The following is a 19,528-nucleotide window of genomic DNA, read 5'->3' on the forward strand; positions in this document are numbered from 1 at the left end:
ACTAGCTGTATCGCCTTTTCAAATAGTTTACGCTCAAGAAGCTCGACCTTACAGCTTGTTTGTATTAATGATTTTGCTGTCTGGGGCTGCTTTGCTGCGGGGAATGCGGCTAAAAACTAACAGCAGTTGGGCAATTTATGCGGCAACAGTAGCGCTGGGATTTTATTCTCACCTATTATTTGCACTGGTGGCTCTAGGGCATGGAATCTATGTAGCTATCTCGGAAAATCTGCGGTTTAATAAGACTGTAATTGGCTATTTGCTAGCAGCGAGCGCAGGATTTATTGCCTTATCTCCTTGGACTGTATTTTTATTAATAAATTCGGGAAAAGTCAGTGAAAAAACAGCATGGCAGTTTGTCAAGATTCCCTTTTCAAAGTTAGTTGGAAATTGGGTGTTAAACATTACTAGGCAATTTTTGGATGTGGGATTGTACTCGGATTTACCGCGATTATATTTCCTATTGACTCTCCCAGTTATTTTAATGATTTTAATAAGTGTCGGATATTCTTTTTATTTGCTGCTGAGTCAGACAGAAAGACGTGTTTGGTTGTTTGTTATGACATTAACGTGCGTCACAGTAGCCATTTTCCTGCCAGCGGATTTAATATTAGGCGGAATGCGATCGCTCAACACCCGCTACATGATTCCCTGTTATTTAGGAATGCAGATAGCTGTTGCCTATTTTTTGGCGGTAAAAATGACATCTCCTCAAGTTATAATGCAGTTGCAAAAGCTGTGGAGGCTGGTTCTGGCTGCTTTGCTCTCTATTGGAATTATATCCTGCTGCATCTATTTGCCAGCAGACTCTTGGTGGAATAAAGACCGCTCTTATATTAACATCGCGATAGCCCGCACAATCAACTCAGCTTCTCGGCCATTACTCATCACAGACTTGTGGGTGTATAGTGTAGATAATATCGGCAATTTACTCGGTTTGAGTTACTTAATCAATTCCCAAGCTAATTTTTTAGTATGGCCGCCTAAAATTGTTGAAATTCCCCAAAACTTTAACGAGATTTTTTTGTACGGTATTTCCCCAGAAATAAAAACAGGAATAGAAAAAAATACTCGTTATGAAATCCAAACTATTTACGATCCCAAAAATCAAGATATAATTTTGAGTAAATTGCGAAAAAAGTGAAGTTTGGTTAAAAAAATGCGTTTTAAGGTTCCCCGAAATTGGGTGGGTTTTCTGATAATTGCCGTATTAGTCATCGGCATTTTCTTTCGCTTCGCAAATCTCGATCGCAAATTTTACTGGATCGACGAAACATATACTTCTTTGAGAGTTTCTGGCTACACAGAAGCCGAAATAATCAAACAAATTTCGTACCCGAAAATAAGCTCGCCCTCGGATTTACAAAAATATCAGCAGATAAATTCCGAAAAAACTTTAAGCGATACCCTAAATTCTTTAGCAACGGAAGACCCCCAACACCCGCCGCTGTATTACGTACTATCGCGACATTGGGCGCAATGGTTCGGCAGTTCCGTTGCAGCAATGAGAAGTTTGGCCGCCGTGATTAGCTTGCTAGTATTTCCCGCAATTTATTGGCTGGCTTGGGAGTTATTTGAATCTTCAGCAGTAGCGTGGATGGCGATCGCAATTGTCGCAATTTCTCCCTACCACATTTTGTTTGCCCAAGAAGCAAGACAGTACAGTTTGTGGACAGTAACTACTATTTTATCCAGTGCAGCCTTGCTGCGAGCAATGCGCCCTCACGAAAATCAAAATCCTCTCGCCCTCGTTCTTTCCTGGGCACTTTATGCAGGCACAGCAACACTGGGATTTTACACCCACTTGTTATTTGCATGCGTCGCCGCAGCCCACGCAATCTACGTCGCAGTCATTGCCAACTGGCGCGATATTAAAACATTCATTGCCTATTATGTAGCAGCTTTAATCGCCTTGATCTGCTTCATGCCTTCCCTCGTAAATACTGTAGAAAACTTCAATCAAATTAGAAGCACAACAGTATGGGCCGAACAGACAAATCTCTTAAGATTAGTCAGCAGGTGGGTGGGTTCCGTCACCATAGCATTTTTTGATATTGGCATTGATGGAAGTGCCAACCCCACACAGCTAGCCTTGCTAATTCCCGTTGGCATAATGATTTTAGCTTTAGTCGGCTATGCCCTTTATTTTCTGTGCCAACAAACACCAAAGCGAGTGTGGTTGATGGTATTGTTATTAATTGCAACAACCGCTTTGTTTTTAGCAGTACCTGATATAATGAAAGGTGGGAGGCTCTCGGCCAATCCCCGATATTTAGTTCCTTGTTATGTGGGAATTCAGCTAGCAGTGGCTTACCTGCTGTCTGCGAAAATTAGTAAGAATTTGGATAACTTCAAACAGCAAAAACTGTGGAAAATAGTTATAGTTGCACTGTTGTCTGCAGGTATTATATCCGGTGGAGTTAGTTCTCAAGCAGACACTTGGTGGAATAAAGGCAGCGGCTGGCTTAGCGCCGAATTACAAGTAGCTGGGACTGTCAATCAAGCCAGCAATCCCCTAATTATCAGCGATGCCAATATCGCATATATCATGCCTTTAAGTTATCACTTAGAACCAAAAGTCAAACTGCTAATAGAACCCCGCTGTTACACTTCTTGCTACAAAAATCGAAAATTGGCACTTAAAAAACCGCAACTCTCTAAAATTCCCGAGGGTTTCAGCGAGTTGTTTTTATACAGACCGTCCTCAACTTTGCGATCGGCAATTCAGCAACAAAACTATCAAATAGACCCGGCTGACGCTAATGTTGAGCTCAATCTCTGGAGAATTACCAAAAAATAATCTGAAAGGATTAAGGAAAAAAAAACTGGTTGCTGCCAAAAAATGTTTTGTTCACCGCGACATACTGCCCAGAAACGGGGTTTTTGGGCAGTATGTCGCGAGTAGAGTAGAATAGGACTGCTTTTCGCGGTAAGCTAGAAGTTAAGAATCAAAAAATAACATCAAAAATCTACAATGACAGTCACTGAAACCTCGAATATTCGCAAACTGCTGTGCGATCCAGACCTAGGGCTGATCCCTCACCTAGAAAAGTGCCTGAAAGACTTGCACTCGTCTGCGATGGCCAGCGGAGAGAAATTCAAGGTAGAACCTTACGATATAGAACTCAAAAGCTGCCACACCCAGAAGCATCCCAACGACCAAAAACCCATCGTCACTCAGTCAGTGTTAATAAAAATCCCCCTGACTGGGAAAGTTCAAGACAAGATGGAACTATATCTGATCGCAACTGAGTTGCAGAACCAAATCGACATCAAAATTATCGACTGGAGTGCCTTAGAACGCCGCCAATACGACATTCACGGCATCCCCTTAAAGCAGCCCATCACCAAAATAGACGGCGAGATGAATTACGAGTTAGTATTCGATCGACCCAACTATTGCTGCATCACTCTGTGCCGCCAATTTGACTTAAGTTACGCCGCCAATTTTTAATTTGGCTTGTAGGGGCGGGTTTCACCAACAATATTGAGGTTAATTAACAATCTATAAAACCCGCCCCTATCCCACGGTAAACCCCTTGTACATTTTTTGCATTTAATACAAATTAATGTTGATGTATAGCAATCCTTGCAGGAGTCATAAATTTTTTACCCCACCCCAACCCTCCCCTTGCTAAGGGGAGGGAGTAAGAAATTCACAAATGATTTAGGATCGCTATAGATTGTTAGTTGTGTGGGGGTGGGTTTATGTAGCTTGTTAGTAGCAATTCGATATTGTTGGTGAAACCCGCCCCTAGGAAATTTGGTAACAGTATGTCAAGCCCATTACCAATTCCCTATTAGCAATTAATTCAAACTGCTCGATTGGCAGTTTCCGCAAGAATCCTCTTAATATCAGCAGGAGTCAGATTCGGATTAGCTTGCAACATCAAAGCTATCACCCCAGCTACGTGTGGCACTGCCATTGAAGTACCCGCAAAATATCGATAGGGAATCCCCGGTTGAGAAAGCGGTACAGTTGAATAAACATCACCAGAACCCGCCCTGCCGCCGTCGCCGCCCGGAGCAACAAAATAATTAATTCCTTCCGCACCCGCGAGGTTAGAATAATCCGCAAACAAGCCATTTCGGCTAACAGCACCGACAGCAATTCCTACCTCATTGGCAAACCGAGCCGGATAATCTGGTTGTAGGCGAGCATCATTTCCCGCCGCCGAAATCACGATCGCCCCTTGAGCTTCAGCGGCTCGAATCGCATTCAATTCTTCCTCATTCAACTGGAGGCCGCCCAAACTTACATTAATCACCTTCGCTCTATTTGCCACGGCATAATTAATCGCATTAATTTCATCCCTAATTTTGCCGACTCCCGCCTCATCGAGTATTTTCAAAGGCATAATCTTCGCAGTTGGAGCTGTTCCAGTAATCCCAACCCCATCTTGTTTCGCAGCAACTAAACCCGAGATATGAGTGCCGTGACTGTTATCGTCCATCGGGTCATTATCGTTGTTGACAAAATCCCATCCCCGGAAATCGTCAACAAATCCATTGTTGTCATCATCAACCCTGTTGCTAGCTTTATTGCGACCGATCGCATCAACACCAGTTTCCCCCGCATTGCTCCAAATATTCCCCGTCAAATCCGGGTGATTGTAGTCAACTCCGCTGTCGATAACTGCGACCACAATTCCCTCTCCAGTCAAGCCCTGAGCCCAAACCTCCGGAGCTTTAATTAAATCTCTGCCCCACTCGTTGCCGCCCAAGTCGGGAACGTCAGGAAAAGTTGCAGTACCTTGAGCTTGAGCAACTGCCGCCGCTGCATTTACCAAACCGAACCCAAAACGAGAGTCAAAACCCTGCAAGTTGCTCGGATTGTTAGCAGAAACAGTTGCAGGAGTTGCAGACAGATTTAGGGTGAAATTTGTACTGCCTTGGTATTGATAAACTCGGACAAAGTAAGTTCCTGCTGCCAAAGCGTTGAGGTCGATCGACTCTGGCGATAAATTCGGTTCTTGAGAAGAAGCAATAATATCGGTAAAGTCAATAGAATTGTCGCCGTTAAGATCTTTAATTAAAGCCACGTCAACATCGGCCGTCAAACCGCTGACAGTTAATTTAAAGTCGCTAGTTGCAGGCAAAGTAAAGCGGTAAAAGCCTTCTGGCCGGGCGTTGCTAACCGAGTCTGCGATCGTTTGAGTGTCGCCCAAAACGCCTAAATCGCGAGCTTCGCTGAGTTGGTTGCCCAATAGGGTAGTTGCAGAGATGAATGTATAGGCGAGGTCTTGTGGAGAGGCGTTGGCTACCAAGCCTAAAATAGCATTGGATTGCCGAATTTTAATTAATGTATTGGAAATACCGGGGGCGATCGAGATTTCTTCTAGAATCAAGTCAGCTTCGGTAAGGTTGTCAGTCAGTCCGATCGAATCCACAAAACTGTTAAAGTCAGTAATCATGTCTGCTGCAGCCGGATCGGAGACGGAGGAGTCGCTGCGGAGGACAAAGGTATCTGGACCCAAACCCCCTGTCAGCGTATCTTTGCCTGCATCGCCCACTAAAACGTCGCTACCGCCGCCGCCGTTGAGGGCGTCCTCTCCCCTACCTCCCTGCAAAGTATCGCTGCCGGCTTGCCCAAACAGGATGTCGCTGCCGGCACCACCGTTGAGCAAATCGTTGCCCGCACCACCGAACAGCGTATCCGAATTGCTGCCACCGAGAATGCGATCGTTACCATTATCACCGCTAATTATCTCGGCATCCGACGAACCGACAATAAAATCGTTGCCACCGAGGGCAAAAAGTCCGTTAGGATAAGGAGTCAAAAAGCCCGGAGTCAAGGCAAAACTGTTGGGGCTATCATCTAAAAGATAGGAAAGACCGTCAGGGCTCGGGCCGGCCATAGAAATGTACTCCTAGCGAGGTATATCGATCTAAATTTTAGATTTTAAATTTAAGTTTGTGGTTAAGCTGAGGCGCATCTCAATTTTACAGTCAACTTTGATGAAATTATTGTCGGGTGGGCGTCTCGCCCCCCGAAAAATACAACGCAAGATGCCCAATAGCTTAAGACAGCAATAAATAGTCTGTAAGGTTCGCCATGTGTACAGTCTGTAGAGGTCTGCATAGGTTAGGTTAAAGTGAGATATTGCACCATTCTCAATTACTTGTTTAGGAACAGCCATCTTGCCTGTTCCACAAGAAAACTTATTCTTTGTGGAACGGGCCGAAGAACCCGTTCTTGACAATGGTGCAACATCTCAGGTTAAACAGATTTATTCCGTCATATCATGCCATGTAAATCAAGCAGCATTCTGCCTTGGCCAATCTAAAATATATAATCTAAAACAGTATAACTTAATCCCATATTCAAAATTGGGAGCAGAAAAGGGGAAAACAGCACTTGCATCGAATTCATAATTTTTTCAACCTCGCGAAATCGCGTCTCCAGCCTTATTTGCGCTATTTGATTTTGGGCGGGACGTTTTTATTTATTGCCAAAGCTTTTTTAACTCACTGGCGAGAAGTCGCCAATATCCAACTTCGAGCCGAAAGTTTTCCGTTGCTGGCGATCGCCCTTGGCGTCACTTTACTTTCTCTAATTTTTGTCGGCTGGGTGTGGATGTTGATTTTGCGGGAATTCCGCCAACCTGTAAATGCCGCGTGGGCGATTCAAGTTTTTCTCAAAACTAATATTGCCAAGTATTTGCCGGGGAATATTTGGCATTTTTGGGGTCGAATATTGGAAGCCAAAAAGGCTGGCATTTTCCCCAAAGCTGCTACTCTCAGCGTATTGCTGGAACCGCTGCTGATGGCTTCGGCCGGCGTGCTGATTGGGTTGATTTGTTTTGACAAAGTCAATTGGTTTTTGCGGATTGTCGGTTGTGCTGCTATTTTAACGGCGATTCATCCCCGAATTTTAAATCCGATCGTTCTATTTGTAGAGCGGTTGAAGTTATCAAAGAACAATGGGGAAAATTCCCAGGCTGGGGAGGCTGCGGGCGATCGACTAAATTTCCCTACAGAGTCTAGCTCCAATCTAGCTAAAAAAACCTTGCCTGTCAAGTCCCCCCGCCAAATTAATTTGCCAATTAAACGCTATCCTTTAGTGCCGTTAATCGGACAAATGTGTTTTATCGGATTGCGGGGCTGCGGTTTTTTGCTAACTGTAACTGCTTTAACTCCGGTGAACTTTAGCAATATTCCCAACTTGTTCGGTGCTTTTTGTTTTGCCTTTGTTGTCGGTTTAGTTGTGCCTGGTGCACCGGGGGGAATGGGAGTATTTGAAGCAACGGCGATCGCCCTGCTGTCCAATCGCTTTTCTACGGGTATTATTCTGAGTGCGGTGGCTTTGTATCGGATAATTAGCCTTTTGGCGGATGTTTCCGGTGCATTTTTAGCTAAGCTAGATGGGAAGCGCGATCGACACAGTCCGTGAGGGGTAAAATATATGAGGCTAGGGGACTTGCCCCGATTAGCAGGAGTCAAAAATATGTATTTGTATTAAGATTTTTTGCTTACGTAAGTATGCTGGCTATAGTTGAGTTTCAAAAAAATTTTGTCAAATAATCTGTTTCGGTGGCTAAGAAACAAAGCCACAAACAATATAGTCTTAATCCATAAATTTAAGACCTGCAAACAAACCGATTAAGACCTGCAAACAAACCGACTTGCTCCCATAAAAATCACAATTTTATGGATTTATACCGTCAAAGAAAGTGTGTTTTTTTTTGCTAGTCCTGGATTTATGAATAATTGTTAATTTGAAGCTATAGAGTAGACAACCATGATATCAGTTTTATCAGCAGGTGCGATCGAAGTTCCGAATCAAATCAAGGCGGGCAAGGAGAGTTTTGGGGAAAAGAGCGATCGTACCCATAACCCCAGTACAATAGTATTTATCGATGCGGCAGTAGCAGACTATCAAACACTCCTAGATAAAGTGAAATGGGGAGTAGAAGCAATAATTATCGACTCCCACAGAGATGGAGTCGAACAAATTAGCGAAGTGTTAGCGACTCGCACTAATATTGACAGCATTCATCTAGTTTCCCACGGCGAACCGGGAAGCTTGCAACTCGGTAAAACCAGACTGTCTGTCGATAACCTAGAAGCTTATAGCCAGCAATTGCAGCAATGGCGGCGCGCTTTAACTCTTGATGCAGACATCCTGATTTACGGTTGCAACGTAGCAGCAGCATCCCGCGCTTGTCAGAAAGTCCGCCAGGGAATAAATTCCCTGTCTCAAAGCGAAAGTCGGTGGAAACTCAGATGTTCCACCATTGTCAATAAGCCTTTTATGAACGGGCAAGATGCCCGTTCCACAAGAAAATCTACTCTTTGTGGAACAGGCATCTTGCCTGTTCTTGAGAATGGTGCAAGATGTAAGTTAAAACTGAGATGTTGCACCATTGTCAATAAGCCTTTTATGAACGGGCAAGATGCCCGTTCCACAAGAAAATTCACTCTTTGTGGAACAGGCATCTTGCCTGTTCTTGAGAATGGTGCAAGATGTAAGTTGAAACTGAGATGTTGCACCATTGTCAATAAGCCTTTTATGAACGGGCAAGATGCCCGTTCCACAAGAAAACCTACTCTTTGTGGAACAGGCATCTTGCCTGTTCTTGAGAATGGTGCAAAATGTGAGTTGAAACCGACTAAAAACAATTTCATTAAACAGTCCTATTTAGAGGACTTTTGCAATGAGACGGGGGTTGAAACGAACGGCGGACTCGATGAACCAGCCGTAGATGGTGTCTATTTCCTCCACCGCATTGCATCCCTCACCGGTGCAAATATCGCCGCATCTAAGTATCTCACGGGGAGTGCAAAATTAGGGGGCAACTGGGAACTAGAAGAAAAAATCGGCAACATTAAATCGCCCCTAGCCTTCGAGTCAAACGCGATGCAAAATTATGCGTCTGTTTTGGCTACCTATATCGTTACCAATACTTCCGATAGCGGTCAAAATTCTCTGAGAGATGCCATCAACCAAGCTAATTCCAATCTCGGATTAGACACAATTAACTTTAACATTCCCGGCCCAGGGCCTCATAGCATTACCCTTGGTCAAGCCTTACCTGTCATCACCAGCCCAGTTATTATCAATGGCCAATCTCAACCTGGATATACTAACAAACCGATAATTGAACTCAATGGCAGTTCAGTACAACAACCAGCCTCAGGTGCGGCTAATATTAATGGTTTAGATTTAGGCAAGAACTCTTTTGGTGGCGCAGAAGATTCCAGTAGCAGTACCATTCAAGGATTGGCTATTAACAGATTTGGAAAGGGCGGAAATTCCCCTGGTCGCGGCATTTTGGTACAGACTAACAACAATACCATCCAAGACAACTACATTGGCATTGATCTTAGCGGTACGACTGCTGTAGGCAACACTCTATCTGGGATAACAATCCTAAGTTCCACTCAAAACAATTCTCCTAATTTCACCGTTATAACAGATAATATCATCTCTGGCAACGGCGTTGCAGGCATATTTGTGGCGAGGGCAGCAGCAACAGACATTAAAATTACTGCCAACTTCATCGGGACTGATTTCACGGGTACAATGCCTTTAGGGAACGAGGGCGATGGCATTTTGATCCTTGATCGAGATGCAAATAATAATGTCATTGGTGGAACTGCAGCCGGAGACAGGAATCTCATTGCTAACAATAAGGGGAGTGGCATTGAAATTATTGCAGGTTCCGGCCACACTATTCAAGGCAATAGAATTTTTAACAACAAACGATTAGGAATTGACTTAATCGGTAATACTGGTGTCACTCCCAACGATGTAGGCGACGCCGATACAGGCAGCAACAACCTGCAAAATTACCCGGTTCTGACCTCAGTTAGCGGCAACACAGTCAGCGGGATTCTCAACAGCACTCCTAACGCCAACTTCCGCGTCGAATTCTTTGCAAGTACGAGTTATGGCCCCGCAGGGGCAGGTCAAGGTGAAACTTTTATAGGTTCCAAAGACGTTATAACAGATAGTGCTGGCAATGCTAATTTCAACTTCGCCTACACTCCAGTAGCAGGCAAACCGATTCTCGCCGCTACTGCTACTAACAAAACTACAGGGGATACCTCGGAATTTTCCCGTCGCAATCAATCTCCTATTAATTCAATACCGGGAAGAACCACCACCACTACAACTAACCCTAATAACATTACCCTCAACAGCGGAAACTCCGTATATAACGTTTTGGCGACCCCGTATCCGTCTCCTATTAACGTTTCAAATGTAACAGGAAAAGTAGACAGCGTTACCATCACTCTCAACAATGTTAAGACTTATAATTCTGCCAATAGTCAAGGGCAGAACATCAACCTCTTGCTAGTTGGACCCGAGGGACAAAATGTGGTGTTAATGTCTCAAGTTCCATCTGCACCACTCAACAACGTCACGCTGAAGTTGGATGATAATGCAGCTTCTTTTCTTTCTACTTTTCCTGTTGTTACAGTACCAACTATCGCTTCAGGAACTTACAAGCCGACAAACTATTCACTCAACGGTTTTCGTGATGTTTATCCCTTTTTGTATAACAACAATACGCCAACACCGACAGGGGCACCACAAGGGCCTTACGGTTCGACTCTTTCTGTTTTTAATAAAACTAACCCCAACGGCACTTGGAACTTGTATGCAGTTGATGCCAACCCAGAGAATAGTAACGCTTCCAATGCTACTAATCCAGGAACTATTGTCAGTTGGAGTGTAGACATTGCGACGGATATTGGCAAAGAAACGACGACTCAAAATACTCCTCGCATCTTCTCTGCTAGCAACGGCAATAAAATCTCTGTATCGGATTCAGATAGCGAGTCGGTGGAAGTCAATCTCAGCGTTACTAGCGGCACTCTTACACTCAATTCGCTGACAGGTTTAACGGGCTCGGGGAATGGCAGCAACAGCCTGATTTATAGGGGAAAACAGGCTGATATTAATGCTGCTTTAGAGGGTTTAATTTATAGGCCGAATCTGAACTTTATCGGAACGGATAGGCTGACTTTGACGACAAACGATCGCGGATCTCTAGAATTAGGCGGTCCTCAAACCGATAGCGATCGTGTGGATATTACCGTCAACCCAACTCCACCAACGCCAACTCCAACTCCACCGACGCCGACTCCACCAACTCCACCAACTCCACCGACTCCACCAACTCCACCGACTCCACCAACTCCACCGACTCCACCGACGCCGACTCCGACGCCAACACCATCGCCAACTCCGACGCCGACTCCACCGACGCCGACTCCGACGCCAACACCATCGCCAACTCCGACGCCGACTCCACCAACGCCAACGCCAACACCATCGCCAACTCCGACGCCAACGCCAACACCATCGGAAACGCCGACTCCTGCGGAAACTCCGACGCCAACTCCGACGCCGACGCCTGCTTCAACTCCGACACCGACGCCAACACCATCGCCAACTCCGACTCCTGCGGAAACTTCGACACCGACGCCAACACCATCGGAAACACCGACTCCTGCTTCAACTCCGACACCGACGCCAACACCATCGGAAACACCGACGCCCACCCCAACTCCGACGCCTGCTTCAACTCCGACGCCAACATCATCGGAAACTCCGACGCCCACCCCAACTCCGACGCCTGCTTCAACTCCGACGCCGACGCCTGCTTCAACTCCGACGCCGACGCCTGCTTCAACTCCGACACCAATATCGACTCCTACGCCGACTCCGACTCCAACTCCGACGCCTGCTTCAACTCCAACACCAACACCTGCGCCAAGTTCGACGCCAACTCCGGCTTCGACGCCAACACCATCAGTACCTGTTGTTACACCAGGAAGTGATACTGATTGCATTTGCCATACTATTGAGTATCCAACTCTCGATCGCCAAAACCAAGTTGACAATATTATCAACGGCAATGGTAGCGGTGCAATCGAGTTTGGCACACCGGAAAATGATGCTTTTTACGGCAGTCAAAATCCGAATATTTTCGATGCGGATTTAGGTGATGATAACCTCTACGGCGGTGAAGTAAACGACATTTTTTACGGCAACCGAGGCAATGATTTTATTGACGGCAACAATGGAGATGATATCCTTTGTGGCGGCAAGAATAATGACATCATCCTTGGCGGTAAAGGCGAAGATATCATCTTCGGAAATCGCGGCAATGATTCCATAAATGGTAAAGAAGACAACGACTTAATTTTGGGGTGTGAAGATGCTGATTTTATCGACGGTGGCAAAGGCAGCGATATCGCATTTGGAGGCAAGGAAAATGATATAATCTTCGGCAGCGAAGGCGAGGATTCTCTCCACGGCGATTATGGTAATGATAGCCTCTGCGGAGGTACTGGCAATGATTGTCTGAGTGGAGGTGCTGGCAATGATTGGCTAGGTGGCTGCGAGGGAAATGATACTTTGATTGGTGGCAAAGGTGATGATACTCTGATGGGCCGTTTGGGGGAAGATAGTTTAATTGGAGGTGCTGGGATTGATCGCTTTTTACTGTCTGCCAATTCTGGTATCGATATTATTGCCGATTTTGAAGCTGGAAAAGATTTGCTGATGCTAGCTAATGGCTTGACATTCGAGCAATTAACTCTTACGGAAAATAGGGGTGCAACATTGATTCAGTTTGGGGAAACAGGAGAAATTATAGCTGCTTTAAACGGAGTTTCTGCTAGCATAATAAGCGCCAGTGATTTCAGTTTCATTTAAACAGGCTGACCACTGATGCACGTCGGCAACAAACGGTGTCCTGTTCGTATACTTTTTGTGCCGGTCGAGCATTTCCAACCTGACGCACCCTAGCCGAACTTTCTCTCTCTCCTCTAACTCTGTGTCCTCTGCGGTTAAAAACTCTAATTCTTATATGAATTAAAGCATTTTTTCCAGAAATTGCTTGGCGCGATCGCACTTCGGGTTGCTAAAAAACTCCTGCGGCGGCACATCTTGGGCCACCTTTGGGCCATCGAGAAACAAGATCCGGTGGGCGACTTCCCGCGCAAAACCCATTTCGTGAGTTACAATTGCCATTGTAATTCCGGTTTTCGTCAAAGCTTTCATCACATCTAACACTTCTTTAACCATTTCGGGATCGAGTGCAGAAGTCGGTTCATCCATCAACAAAATATCCGGTTCCATAGCCAAACAGCGGGCGATCGCCACCCGCTGTTTTTGTCCCCCCGAAAGCTTAGAAGGATAAACCTGGGCCTTATCTGACAAACCCACTTTTTCCAGCAATTCTAACCCCTTGTGACGCGCCTCATCCGATTCCACCTGCTTCACCTTTACAGGCGCATACATCACATTTTGCAGCACAGTCATGTGCGGAAACAAGTGGAAATGCTGAAAAACCATCCCCACTTTCTGGCGGATTTTCATAATATCTGTCTTCGGCAAAGTAATATCCACCTGTTGTCTGTTTAGTTGTGCCTGGTGCAGCGGGGGGGAATGGGAGTATTTGAAGCAACGGCGATCGCCCTGCTGTCCGATCGCTTTTCTACGGGTATTATTCTGAGTGCGGTGGCTTTGTATCGGATAATTAGCATTCTGGCTGATGTTTCCGGTGCATTTTTAGCTAAAGTCGATCGCCAGCGCGATCGGCGCAGTTAAAAAAAGGTTAATTTAAAACCGCATATTGTCGTGATTCTAGGGTGCGCCGTTGAGAATTTCAGATTAGAGCAGATTGCAGGTAATAGGAATACTGCCATCAAGCTGCCAACCGAATTGATAATTTTATAAGGCCAAAGCAGGTTAGTGTAGCTAGCGTCTTATTTTTAGAACAAGCAATTGGGCCGCAGGAATAGCTGCCGAGCCCAATTGCATAGATGCCTTGAGCCAGCCCGTGCGATCGCTCTAGGCATTGAAGAAAACGCTAGCATTCAGGGAATTTTGAGCTACCCCAGAGACTATAGCCAAATAATTATCACCCACTTTGATAGCCGTAGAAGCCACAGGTGTTGCGCCGTCAAGCTGCAAATTCACACGCTCAAAAGTCAGAGCAGAAAATGTTAGTCCTTCCATCAAACCAATTGAATCTCCAGGGCGGAAGTCCGTAATCACATCTGTTTGATTAATCGGAGTTGAATCTTTATCTACGGCGAAGAAGAAAGCATCATTGCCATCACCGCCTGTGAGAATGTCTTGACCGTGATCGCCTATGAGTATATCGTTGCCCGCACCGCCATTGAGAGTATCATTTCCCTTGCCGCCCCGTATAACATCATTGCCATCTCCTCCTATTAGAGTGTCATTGTCGTTATTACCGCTGAGGAAGTCGTTGCCAGCACCGCCATCCAAGCTATCTGAGCCTTTCCCGCCCAACAAAATGTCGTTGCCGCCGAGTCCGTTAAGTGTATCAGCACCTTGATTGCCACTGATGGTGTCATCGTTATTGGTACCTGTTAAAGAGTCATTGCCAGATAGCCCCAAGATTCCCTTACCTATAGCATCTGGCGGTATGGCAGTGTCAGCATTGTCTGTGAATATGTAAAATCCAGATCCACTAAGATTTTGCGGCAGTCCCGTCGGTTCGCCGCCGTCTGTGGCATTGGGTTTGGGTGAAAAGATGGATACTAACGGTGCAGGTGGCGTAGGTGGAGGTGGAGTTGGAGTTGTTGTTGGTATCGGAGTTGGAGTTGTTGTTGTTGGTGTCGGAGTTGGAGTTGTTGGTGGTGTCGGAGTTGGAGTTGTTGGTGGTGTCGGAGTTGGAGTTGTTGTTGTTGGTGTCGGAGTTGGAGTTGTTGGTGTCGGAGTTGGAGTTGGAGTTGTTGTTGGTGTCGGAGTTGGAGTTGGAGTTGTTGTTGGTGTCGGAGTTGGAGTTGGAGTTGTTGTTGGGGTTGGAGTCGGCGTTGGTGTCGGAGTTGCCGTTGGTGATCCTACACTGATGTCAACCTTGCTGCTATTGTTGGTGGCATCAGGGTCATTGTTGTCCGAAGTAACTGCGACGTTGTTAGAGATAGTTTTTCCGGTACTACCAGAATTTACTGTGGCTTTGAGGCTAAGGGTCGCAGTGGCATTAACAGGTAAGTTGGTTAAGTTCCAGATACCAGTAGTAGGGTCGTAAGTGCCTTGGCTGGCGGTATTTCCTGTGAGGGTGAGGTCTTTTGGCAACAAGCTCGTTAGCTTGACGTTACTAGCATTGCCACCCAAAGAAACACTATTGAAAGTGTGAAGGGGAGAGTTTTTAGCGGTGACGGTATAGGTGACGGTATCTCCTTCTTTCGGTGTGGCATTGTCTACAGCCACATTCACCCCTAACTCAGCGTTCAATTTCCAACCCAAATCTTGAAGTACCCCAAGGGTAATTGGACCGGGAGTATGGACGGCTTCTCCTTTATCTTGTCCACTTACCATCAAGTTATTGGGGTTCCCGAATGGATAAATAGAATCTTCTAAGTGACCAAAATCAAAATTGGTAGGGGATCCGGTAAGTCGGGGGCGGTTGCCGCCATTGGCTGCGATCGCATTTGCACCCCCAAAGAAACCATTGCCGCTAGTTAATTGAGCGCCTAACGCAATAGAAGGGGATGGATAAGTAGGGTAAAGGCGTTCGCCAGCACTATTCTCCCTGAAAGTATCGATGATGGTGGGAGTACCGTTTACGTACCTTCCTTGGTTGGAAGTATCCAAAAAAGAACTGTCACTAAACCCCAGTGCGTGACCGAGTTCGTGCAAGGCAACTGTGGAAAAATCGAACTGTGTAGATACTGGTTTACCATCAGTACCAAAATACCAGTCGGTTAAGCTATTCATCTGCACTTCAACGTCTGGATTTGCCGCACCATTAACGTCCTTGCTAGCTAACTGATTTGCCAGCGGGAACGGATATCTGATATTTTGTAACGGGGCACCAGTAAAGTTTTGATCACCCGTCGAAGAGGTGATACCAAGAGTTCCTGAACCTGAACCCAAGGATGATGACCAAGTAGCCTTAACTTCTACGTCTGCTTTTGATGTGTCAAGTAGCCGATTCCAGATATTAACTGCGTAATCAAACGCATTTTTCGCTTCTGGAGGAAATAGTGTATCGTAAGTGACTTTAATCGCCAAAATCCCTTGGTAAGCCTCTTGCACCTGTGCCCCAAACGCCAAAGAGGCATCCATCGCCCCAGTTGTATACCGCAATTCCCAGTCGCCACCTTTCTCAGCACTACCCGTCAGACTTGTAGAAGCTGCCACATTAGCCCCTGTTAGCTGACTCAAACGCTCCGCGAAAGCAGCACCCAAATCTCCCTTTGCTACGTTGCAGCCATACAGAAGAATCTCAGCATTACTTGCCAGCCCCTTTGCCCATTCCTTTACCCACATCACAAAGTCGCAATTTCGGGGGGGGGGGGGGAAGAGACACTACACCTCGGTTTTCTTCATTTATGATAATGGTTGGGGTGAGAGTGCGATCGCTCAATGTATCCAAAGTCAACATCGTATTGCCCAGTTGCAGAGAACCGACAGCGCCGTGGGATACAATGTGAACTGCACAGAAGTTACGGCCCCGCAGTTTTTGAGCAATTTGTTCTACCCCGTTGTGATTAGAATCCAGCAGGATTACTTCTGTTCCAGGGGTAACGCCGTCAACTAGAGTCTTCCAGTCAGGGACAGCAGTATCGATAAATGCGATCGCTTTCGGAGTTTTGAAAATTTTGTGGGGCATGATCTACCTTTAGCTAGGTGGAAACTGGGCAATTATGCGCTTGGGACGATCGCAATTTAAATATTGTATGGCAGTGCTTACTCCTTTTTCATTTGCTTGAATTAAACTTAATATTTTTGGGACTAAACTCAGTAAATTTTCGGATAAAAAGCTTGCTTGAAGAGACTTCCTTTTTAAATCTAAGTATTATTTATGTGAACATACTGAAATCGAAAATAAAGTATCAATGAAGTAGGGTGCGTCAGCTCGCATTATTTGCGTCACAAACTAACTATCTCAAAGCTGACGCACCACGCAATAAATGGTGTCCCGGAATTCGACTTTCCGTGGCGGTCGAGCCTTTCAAACTGACGCACCCTACCACAACAAGTAACAATGAAGTAGGGTGCGTCAGCTCGCATTATTTGCGTCACAAACTAACTATCTCAAAGCTGACGCACCACGCAATAAATGGTGTCCCGGAATTCGACTTTCCGTGCCGAAAATAGGTTAATTTGGATTAAAGCATTTTTTCCAGAAATTGCTTGGCGCGATCGCACTTCGGGTTACTAAAAAACTCCTGCGGCGGCACATCTTCGGCCACCTTTCCGCCATCGAGAAACAAGATCCGGTGGGCGACTTCCCGGGCAAAACCCATTTCGTGAGTTACTATTGCCATTGTAATTCCCGTTTTCGTCAAAGCTTTCATCACTTCTAACACTTCTTTAACCATTTCTGGATCGAGTGCAGAAGTCGGTTCGTCCATCAACAAAATCTCCGGTTCCATAGCCAAACAACGGGCGATCGCCACCCGCTGTTTTTGTCCCCCCGAAAGCTTAGAAGGATAAACGTCCGCCTTATCAGACAAACCGACTTTTTCCAGCAATTCTAACCCCTTCAGGCGCGCCTCATCCGATTCAATATGCTTCACCTTTAGAGGCGCATAGGTCACATTTTGCAGCACAGTCATGTGGGGAAACAAGTGGAAATGCTGAAAAACCATCCCTACTTTCTGGCGGATTTTCATAATATCTGCCTTCGGCAAAGTAATATCCACCCCGTCAATGTATATCTTTCCGGAAGTCGGAATTTCCAGTAAATTCAAACACCGTAAAAAAGTAGACTTGCCGCACCCCGAAGGGCCGATAATGGCAATCACTTCTCCTTTATGAATCTCAGTAGTTATCTCGCGCAAAACCTTAAGATTGCCAAAAGATTTATACAGGCGATCGACCTTAACTGCTACTTTGGAGTCTGCGTTCGAGTACATTGGCCCCCCAAGTTAAACTAAGCACCATCAAATAATAAATTGCGCCGACAAATATCAAAGGTTCAAAGTAAATATACTTTTCTGCTCCCACAATTGTAGCGCGGCGCAGCAAGTCTTCTACGCCAATTACTGAAACTAAAGCTGAATCCTTCAGCAAAGCAATACTTTCATTCACCAATGCAGGCAAGATATTTTTCAATGCTTGCGGCAAGATAATATCGCCCATCATCAGTTTGTAGGGAACGCCAAGGGATTCTGCGGCTTCTTTTTGACCTTTATCTACGGCTTGAATTCCCGCGCGGATAGTTTCGGAAATATAAGCCCCAGAATTCAGGAAAAAAGTAATTACGCCAGCTTGCAGGGCAGATATATTATAGCCCGTAAGCTGCGGCGTTGCAAAATAAACTAAAGTCAACTGCAAAATTAGCGGTGTGCCGCGAAAAATTGAGGTGTAAGCTGTAGCAAACCAGAACAGCGGTTTAATGCTAGAAATCTTAAACAGAGACAGGACGATTCCCCAGATAAATCCGAGAAATGCCGACAGCAAGGTAAAAGTTAGCGTTACCCAAATCCCTGACCAAATATAAGGCAAACTCGGCACGATTTTGCCAAAATCTAACCCGAACTTGGGCGCTACCGGGGGCTGATTTGCTTGAGCAGGTTCTTGGGGAATCGGTCGAGAAAACCACTTAGTAGCTAGTTCCTTAATTTGACCGCTGGCTTTCATTTGTTGGAGGACTCGGTTGAATTCTGGAACTAATCTCGAACCTTTGCCAAAGGCGATCGCCGAACCGCTTTCTTCAGTATTTGGAATTGTGTTAAATTCCAAGTCCGGGTTCGCTGCTGCATAACCCGTAGCAACAGTATCCTCGATCACTCCTGCGGCGATGCGGTTCGATTTAATTTCTTGAATGATGTCAGGAATTCTATTGAGAGCAGCCAGTTGCACACCGGGCATTTTTTTCACAGCTTCCTGCTGAATGCTTCCGAGTTGAACGCCTACTTTTTTCCCGGCTAAATCTTCAGCTTTGGTCAAATTGCTGCCTTTATTGGCGACAATTGTATTTTGAGCTTCGTAGTAAAGGTCAGAAAAATCAACATTTTTTTTCCTTTCTGCTGTGGGAGTCATTCCAGCCATCACAAAATCGGCTCTTCCCGCCTGCAAAGCGGGAATTAAGCCGTTAAAATCCATGCCAATTACTTTTAGCTCGTAGCCCAATTCTTTAGTAATATATTTGGCAATGTCGATGTCAAAACCGATGATTTCGTTGCCGCTAACAGCCGTATCTTTAAATTCATAGGGCGGGTAGTCTGGGGAAGTCGCCAGTGTTAATGTCTTGTTGGCTTGGGCGTAGCTGGCGATCGCAATTAAACAAAAGGCGATCGCGATCGCCGCCGCCAACATTGATTTTAATTTTAAACGTTTCATATCGAGCATTTTCCTAAAAAATCCCCTCGCCAACAAATTATGCGAGAATTCACAATTCTGTCACCACTCTAAAGATAGATAACAGTGGTAGGGTGCGTCAGGTTTGAGATTCTTAGGATCGCGAATTAAATAACTTACAATTTTAATTGCTATTGTGGGATGGGCGTCCCGCCCCGGCCAAAAAGTAGGGCGGGGCGCCCCACCCACAAAAAAATTGGAGTTTTTTTATTATAAATAAAT

13 protein-coding genes are annotated in these 19,528 nt (G+C 45.6%); 7 read left to right on the forward strand and 6 right to left on the reverse strand.

The window, feature by feature from the left end; all coding sequences use genetic code 11:
- The 3 genes from ACUVJL_RS35245 to ACUVJL_RS35255 form a co-directional block, all read left to right on the forward strand.
- Window positions 1-1,144: glycosyltransferase family 39 protein (locus ACUVJL_RS35245; protein WP_445250063.1), on the forward strand; the 1,144-nt coding region annotated here is incomplete at its 5' end.
- 42 nt (window positions 1,145-1,186) lie between these two features.
- Complete coding sequence (locus ACUVJL_RS35250) at window positions 1,187-2,800, forward strand: glycosyltransferase family 39 protein (protein ID WP_445250064.1); 1,614 nt, start codon at window positions 1,187-1,189, stop codon at window positions 2,798-2,800.
- A gap of 174 nt (window positions 2,801-2,974) precedes the next feature.
- The gene (locus ACUVJL_RS35255) at window positions 2,975-3,454 is read left to right on the forward strand and encodes a hypothetical protein (RefSeq protein WP_445250065.1); all 480 of its coding nucleotides are present in this window, start codon (window positions 2,975-2,977) and stop codon (window positions 3,452-3,454) included.
- A gap of 358 nt (window positions 3,455-3,812) precedes the next feature.
- On the opposite strand, the gene ACUVJL_RS35260 is transcribed toward ACUVJL_RS35255, so the two are convergent.
- Complete coding sequence (locus ACUVJL_RS35260) at window positions 3,813-5,858, reverse strand: S8 family serine peptidase (protein ID WP_445250066.1); 2,046 nt, start codon at window positions 5,856-5,858, stop codon at window positions 3,813-3,815.
- A gap of 283 nt (window positions 5,859-6,141) precedes the next feature.
- On the opposite strand from ACUVJL_RS35260, the gene ACUVJL_RS35265 reads away from it, so the two are divergent.
- From ACUVJL_RS35265 to ACUVJL_RS35275, 3 genes are all read left to right on the forward strand, one after another.
- Window positions 6,142-6,375 (forward strand): hypothetical protein, encoded by a 234-nt coding sequence (locus tag ACUVJL_RS35265; protein ID WP_445250067.1) that lies wholly within the window; start codon window positions 6,142-6,144, stop codon window positions 6,373-6,375.
- Complete coding sequence (locus ACUVJL_RS35270) at window positions 6,359-7,393, forward strand: UPF0104 family protein (RefSeq protein ID WP_445250068.1); 1,035 nt, start codon at window positions 6,359-6,361, stop codon at window positions 7,391-7,393. Before ACUVJL_RS35265 ends, ACUVJL_RS35270 begins: the two co-directional genes overlap by 17 nt.
- 348 nt (window positions 7,394-7,741) lie before the next feature.
- Window positions 7,742-12,673 carry a DUF4347 domain-containing protein gene (locus tag ACUVJL_RS35275; protein ID WP_445250069.1) on the forward strand — a complete coding sequence of 1,644 codons (4,932 nt, stop codon included), beginning with the start codon at window positions 7,742-7,744 and terminating at the stop codon, window positions 12,671-12,673.
- Between the two features lie 159 nt (window positions 12,674-12,832).
- On the opposite strand, the gene ACUVJL_RS35280 is transcribed toward ACUVJL_RS35275, so the two are convergent.
- Complete coding sequence (locus tag ACUVJL_RS35280) at window positions 12,833-13,369, reverse strand: amino acid ABC transporter ATP-binding protein (protein WP_445250070.1); 537 nt, start codon at window positions 13,367-13,369, stop codon at window positions 12,833-12,835.
- Window positions 13,370-13,408: 39 nt separating this feature from the next.
- On the opposite strand from ACUVJL_RS35280, the gene ACUVJL_RS35285 reads away from it, so the two are divergent.
- A complete protein-coding gene (locus ACUVJL_RS35285) occupies window positions 13,409-13,570 on the forward strand; it encodes a hypothetical protein (RefSeq protein ID WP_445250071.1) in 162 nt (53 codons plus the stop codon).
- Window positions 13,571-13,813: 243 nt separating this feature from the next.
- On the opposite strand, the gene ACUVJL_RS35290 is transcribed toward ACUVJL_RS35285, so the two are convergent.
- The 4 genes from ACUVJL_RS35290 to ACUVJL_RS35305 all read right to left on the reverse strand — a co-directional run bounded on the left by ACUVJL_RS35290 (window position 13,814) and on the right by ACUVJL_RS35305 (window position 19,288).
- On the reverse strand, window positions 13,814-16,267 hold the full coding sequence (locus tag ACUVJL_RS35290; RefSeq protein WP_445250075.1) for a DUF4347 domain-containing protein: 2,454 nt from the start codon (window positions 16,265-16,267) through the stop codon (window positions 13,814-13,816).
- The gene (locus ACUVJL_RS35295) at window positions 16,230-16,610 is read right to left on the reverse strand and encodes a DUF4347 domain-containing protein (RefSeq protein WP_445250072.1); all 381 of its coding nucleotides are present in this window, start codon (window positions 16,608-16,610) and stop codon (window positions 16,230-16,232) included. Before ACUVJL_RS35295 ends, ACUVJL_RS35290 begins: the two co-directional genes overlap by 38 nt.
- Window positions 16,611-17,109: 499 nt before the next feature.
- Complete coding sequence (locus ACUVJL_RS35300; protein ID WP_445250073.1) at window positions 17,110-17,859, reverse strand: amino acid ABC transporter ATP-binding protein; 750 nt, start codon at window positions 17,857-17,859, stop codon at window positions 17,110-17,112.
- Window positions 17,825-19,288: an ABC transporter substrate-binding protein/permease gene (locus tag ACUVJL_RS35305; protein WP_445250074.1), complete on the reverse strand. Its 1,464-nt coding sequence runs from the start codon at window positions 19,286-19,288 to the stop codon at window positions 17,825-17,827. Before ACUVJL_RS35305 ends, ACUVJL_RS35300 begins: the two co-directional genes overlap by 35 nt.
- Window positions 19,289-19,528 lie beyond the last annotated feature (240 nt).

It is taken from the genome of Microcoleus sp. OTE_8_concoct_300 (genome assembly GCF_031383065.1).
Lineage (GTDB): Bacteria > Cyanobacteriota > Cyanobacteriia > Cyanobacteriales > Microcoleaceae > Microcoleus.

Coding starts and splice junctions, on each gene's coding strand:
- ACUVJL_RS35295 (WP_445250072.1), bottom strand. CDS start 16,610: ATGCCCCACAAAATTTTCAAAACTCCGAAAGCGATCGCATTTATCGAT.
- ACUVJL_RS35260 (WP_445250066.1), bottom strand. CDS start 5,858: ATGGCCGGCCCGAGCCCTGACGGTCTTTCCTATCTTTTAGATGATAGC.
- ACUVJL_RS35275 (WP_445250069.1), top strand. CDS start 7,742: ATGATATCAGTTTTATCAGCAGGTGCGATCGAAGTTCCGAATCAAATC.
- ACUVJL_RS35305 (WP_445250074.1), bottom strand. CDS start 19,288: ATGAAACGTTTAAAATTAAAATCAATGTTGGCGGCGGCGATCGCGATC.
- ACUVJL_RS35300 (WP_445250073.1), bottom strand. CDS start 17,859: ATGTACTCGAACGCAGACTCCAAAGTAGCAGTTAAGGTCGATCGCCTG.
- ACUVJL_RS35255 (WP_445250065.1), top strand. CDS start 2,975: ATGACAGTCACTGAAACCTCGAATATTCGCAAACTGCTGTGCGATCCA.
- ACUVJL_RS35285 (WP_445250071.1), top strand. CDS start 13,409: ATGGGAGTATTTGAAGCAACGGCGATCGCCCTGCTGTCCGATCGCTTT.
- ACUVJL_RS35290 (WP_445250075.1), bottom strand. CDS start 16,267: ATGTGGGTAAAGGAATGGGCAAAGGGGCTGGCAAGTAATGCTGAGATT.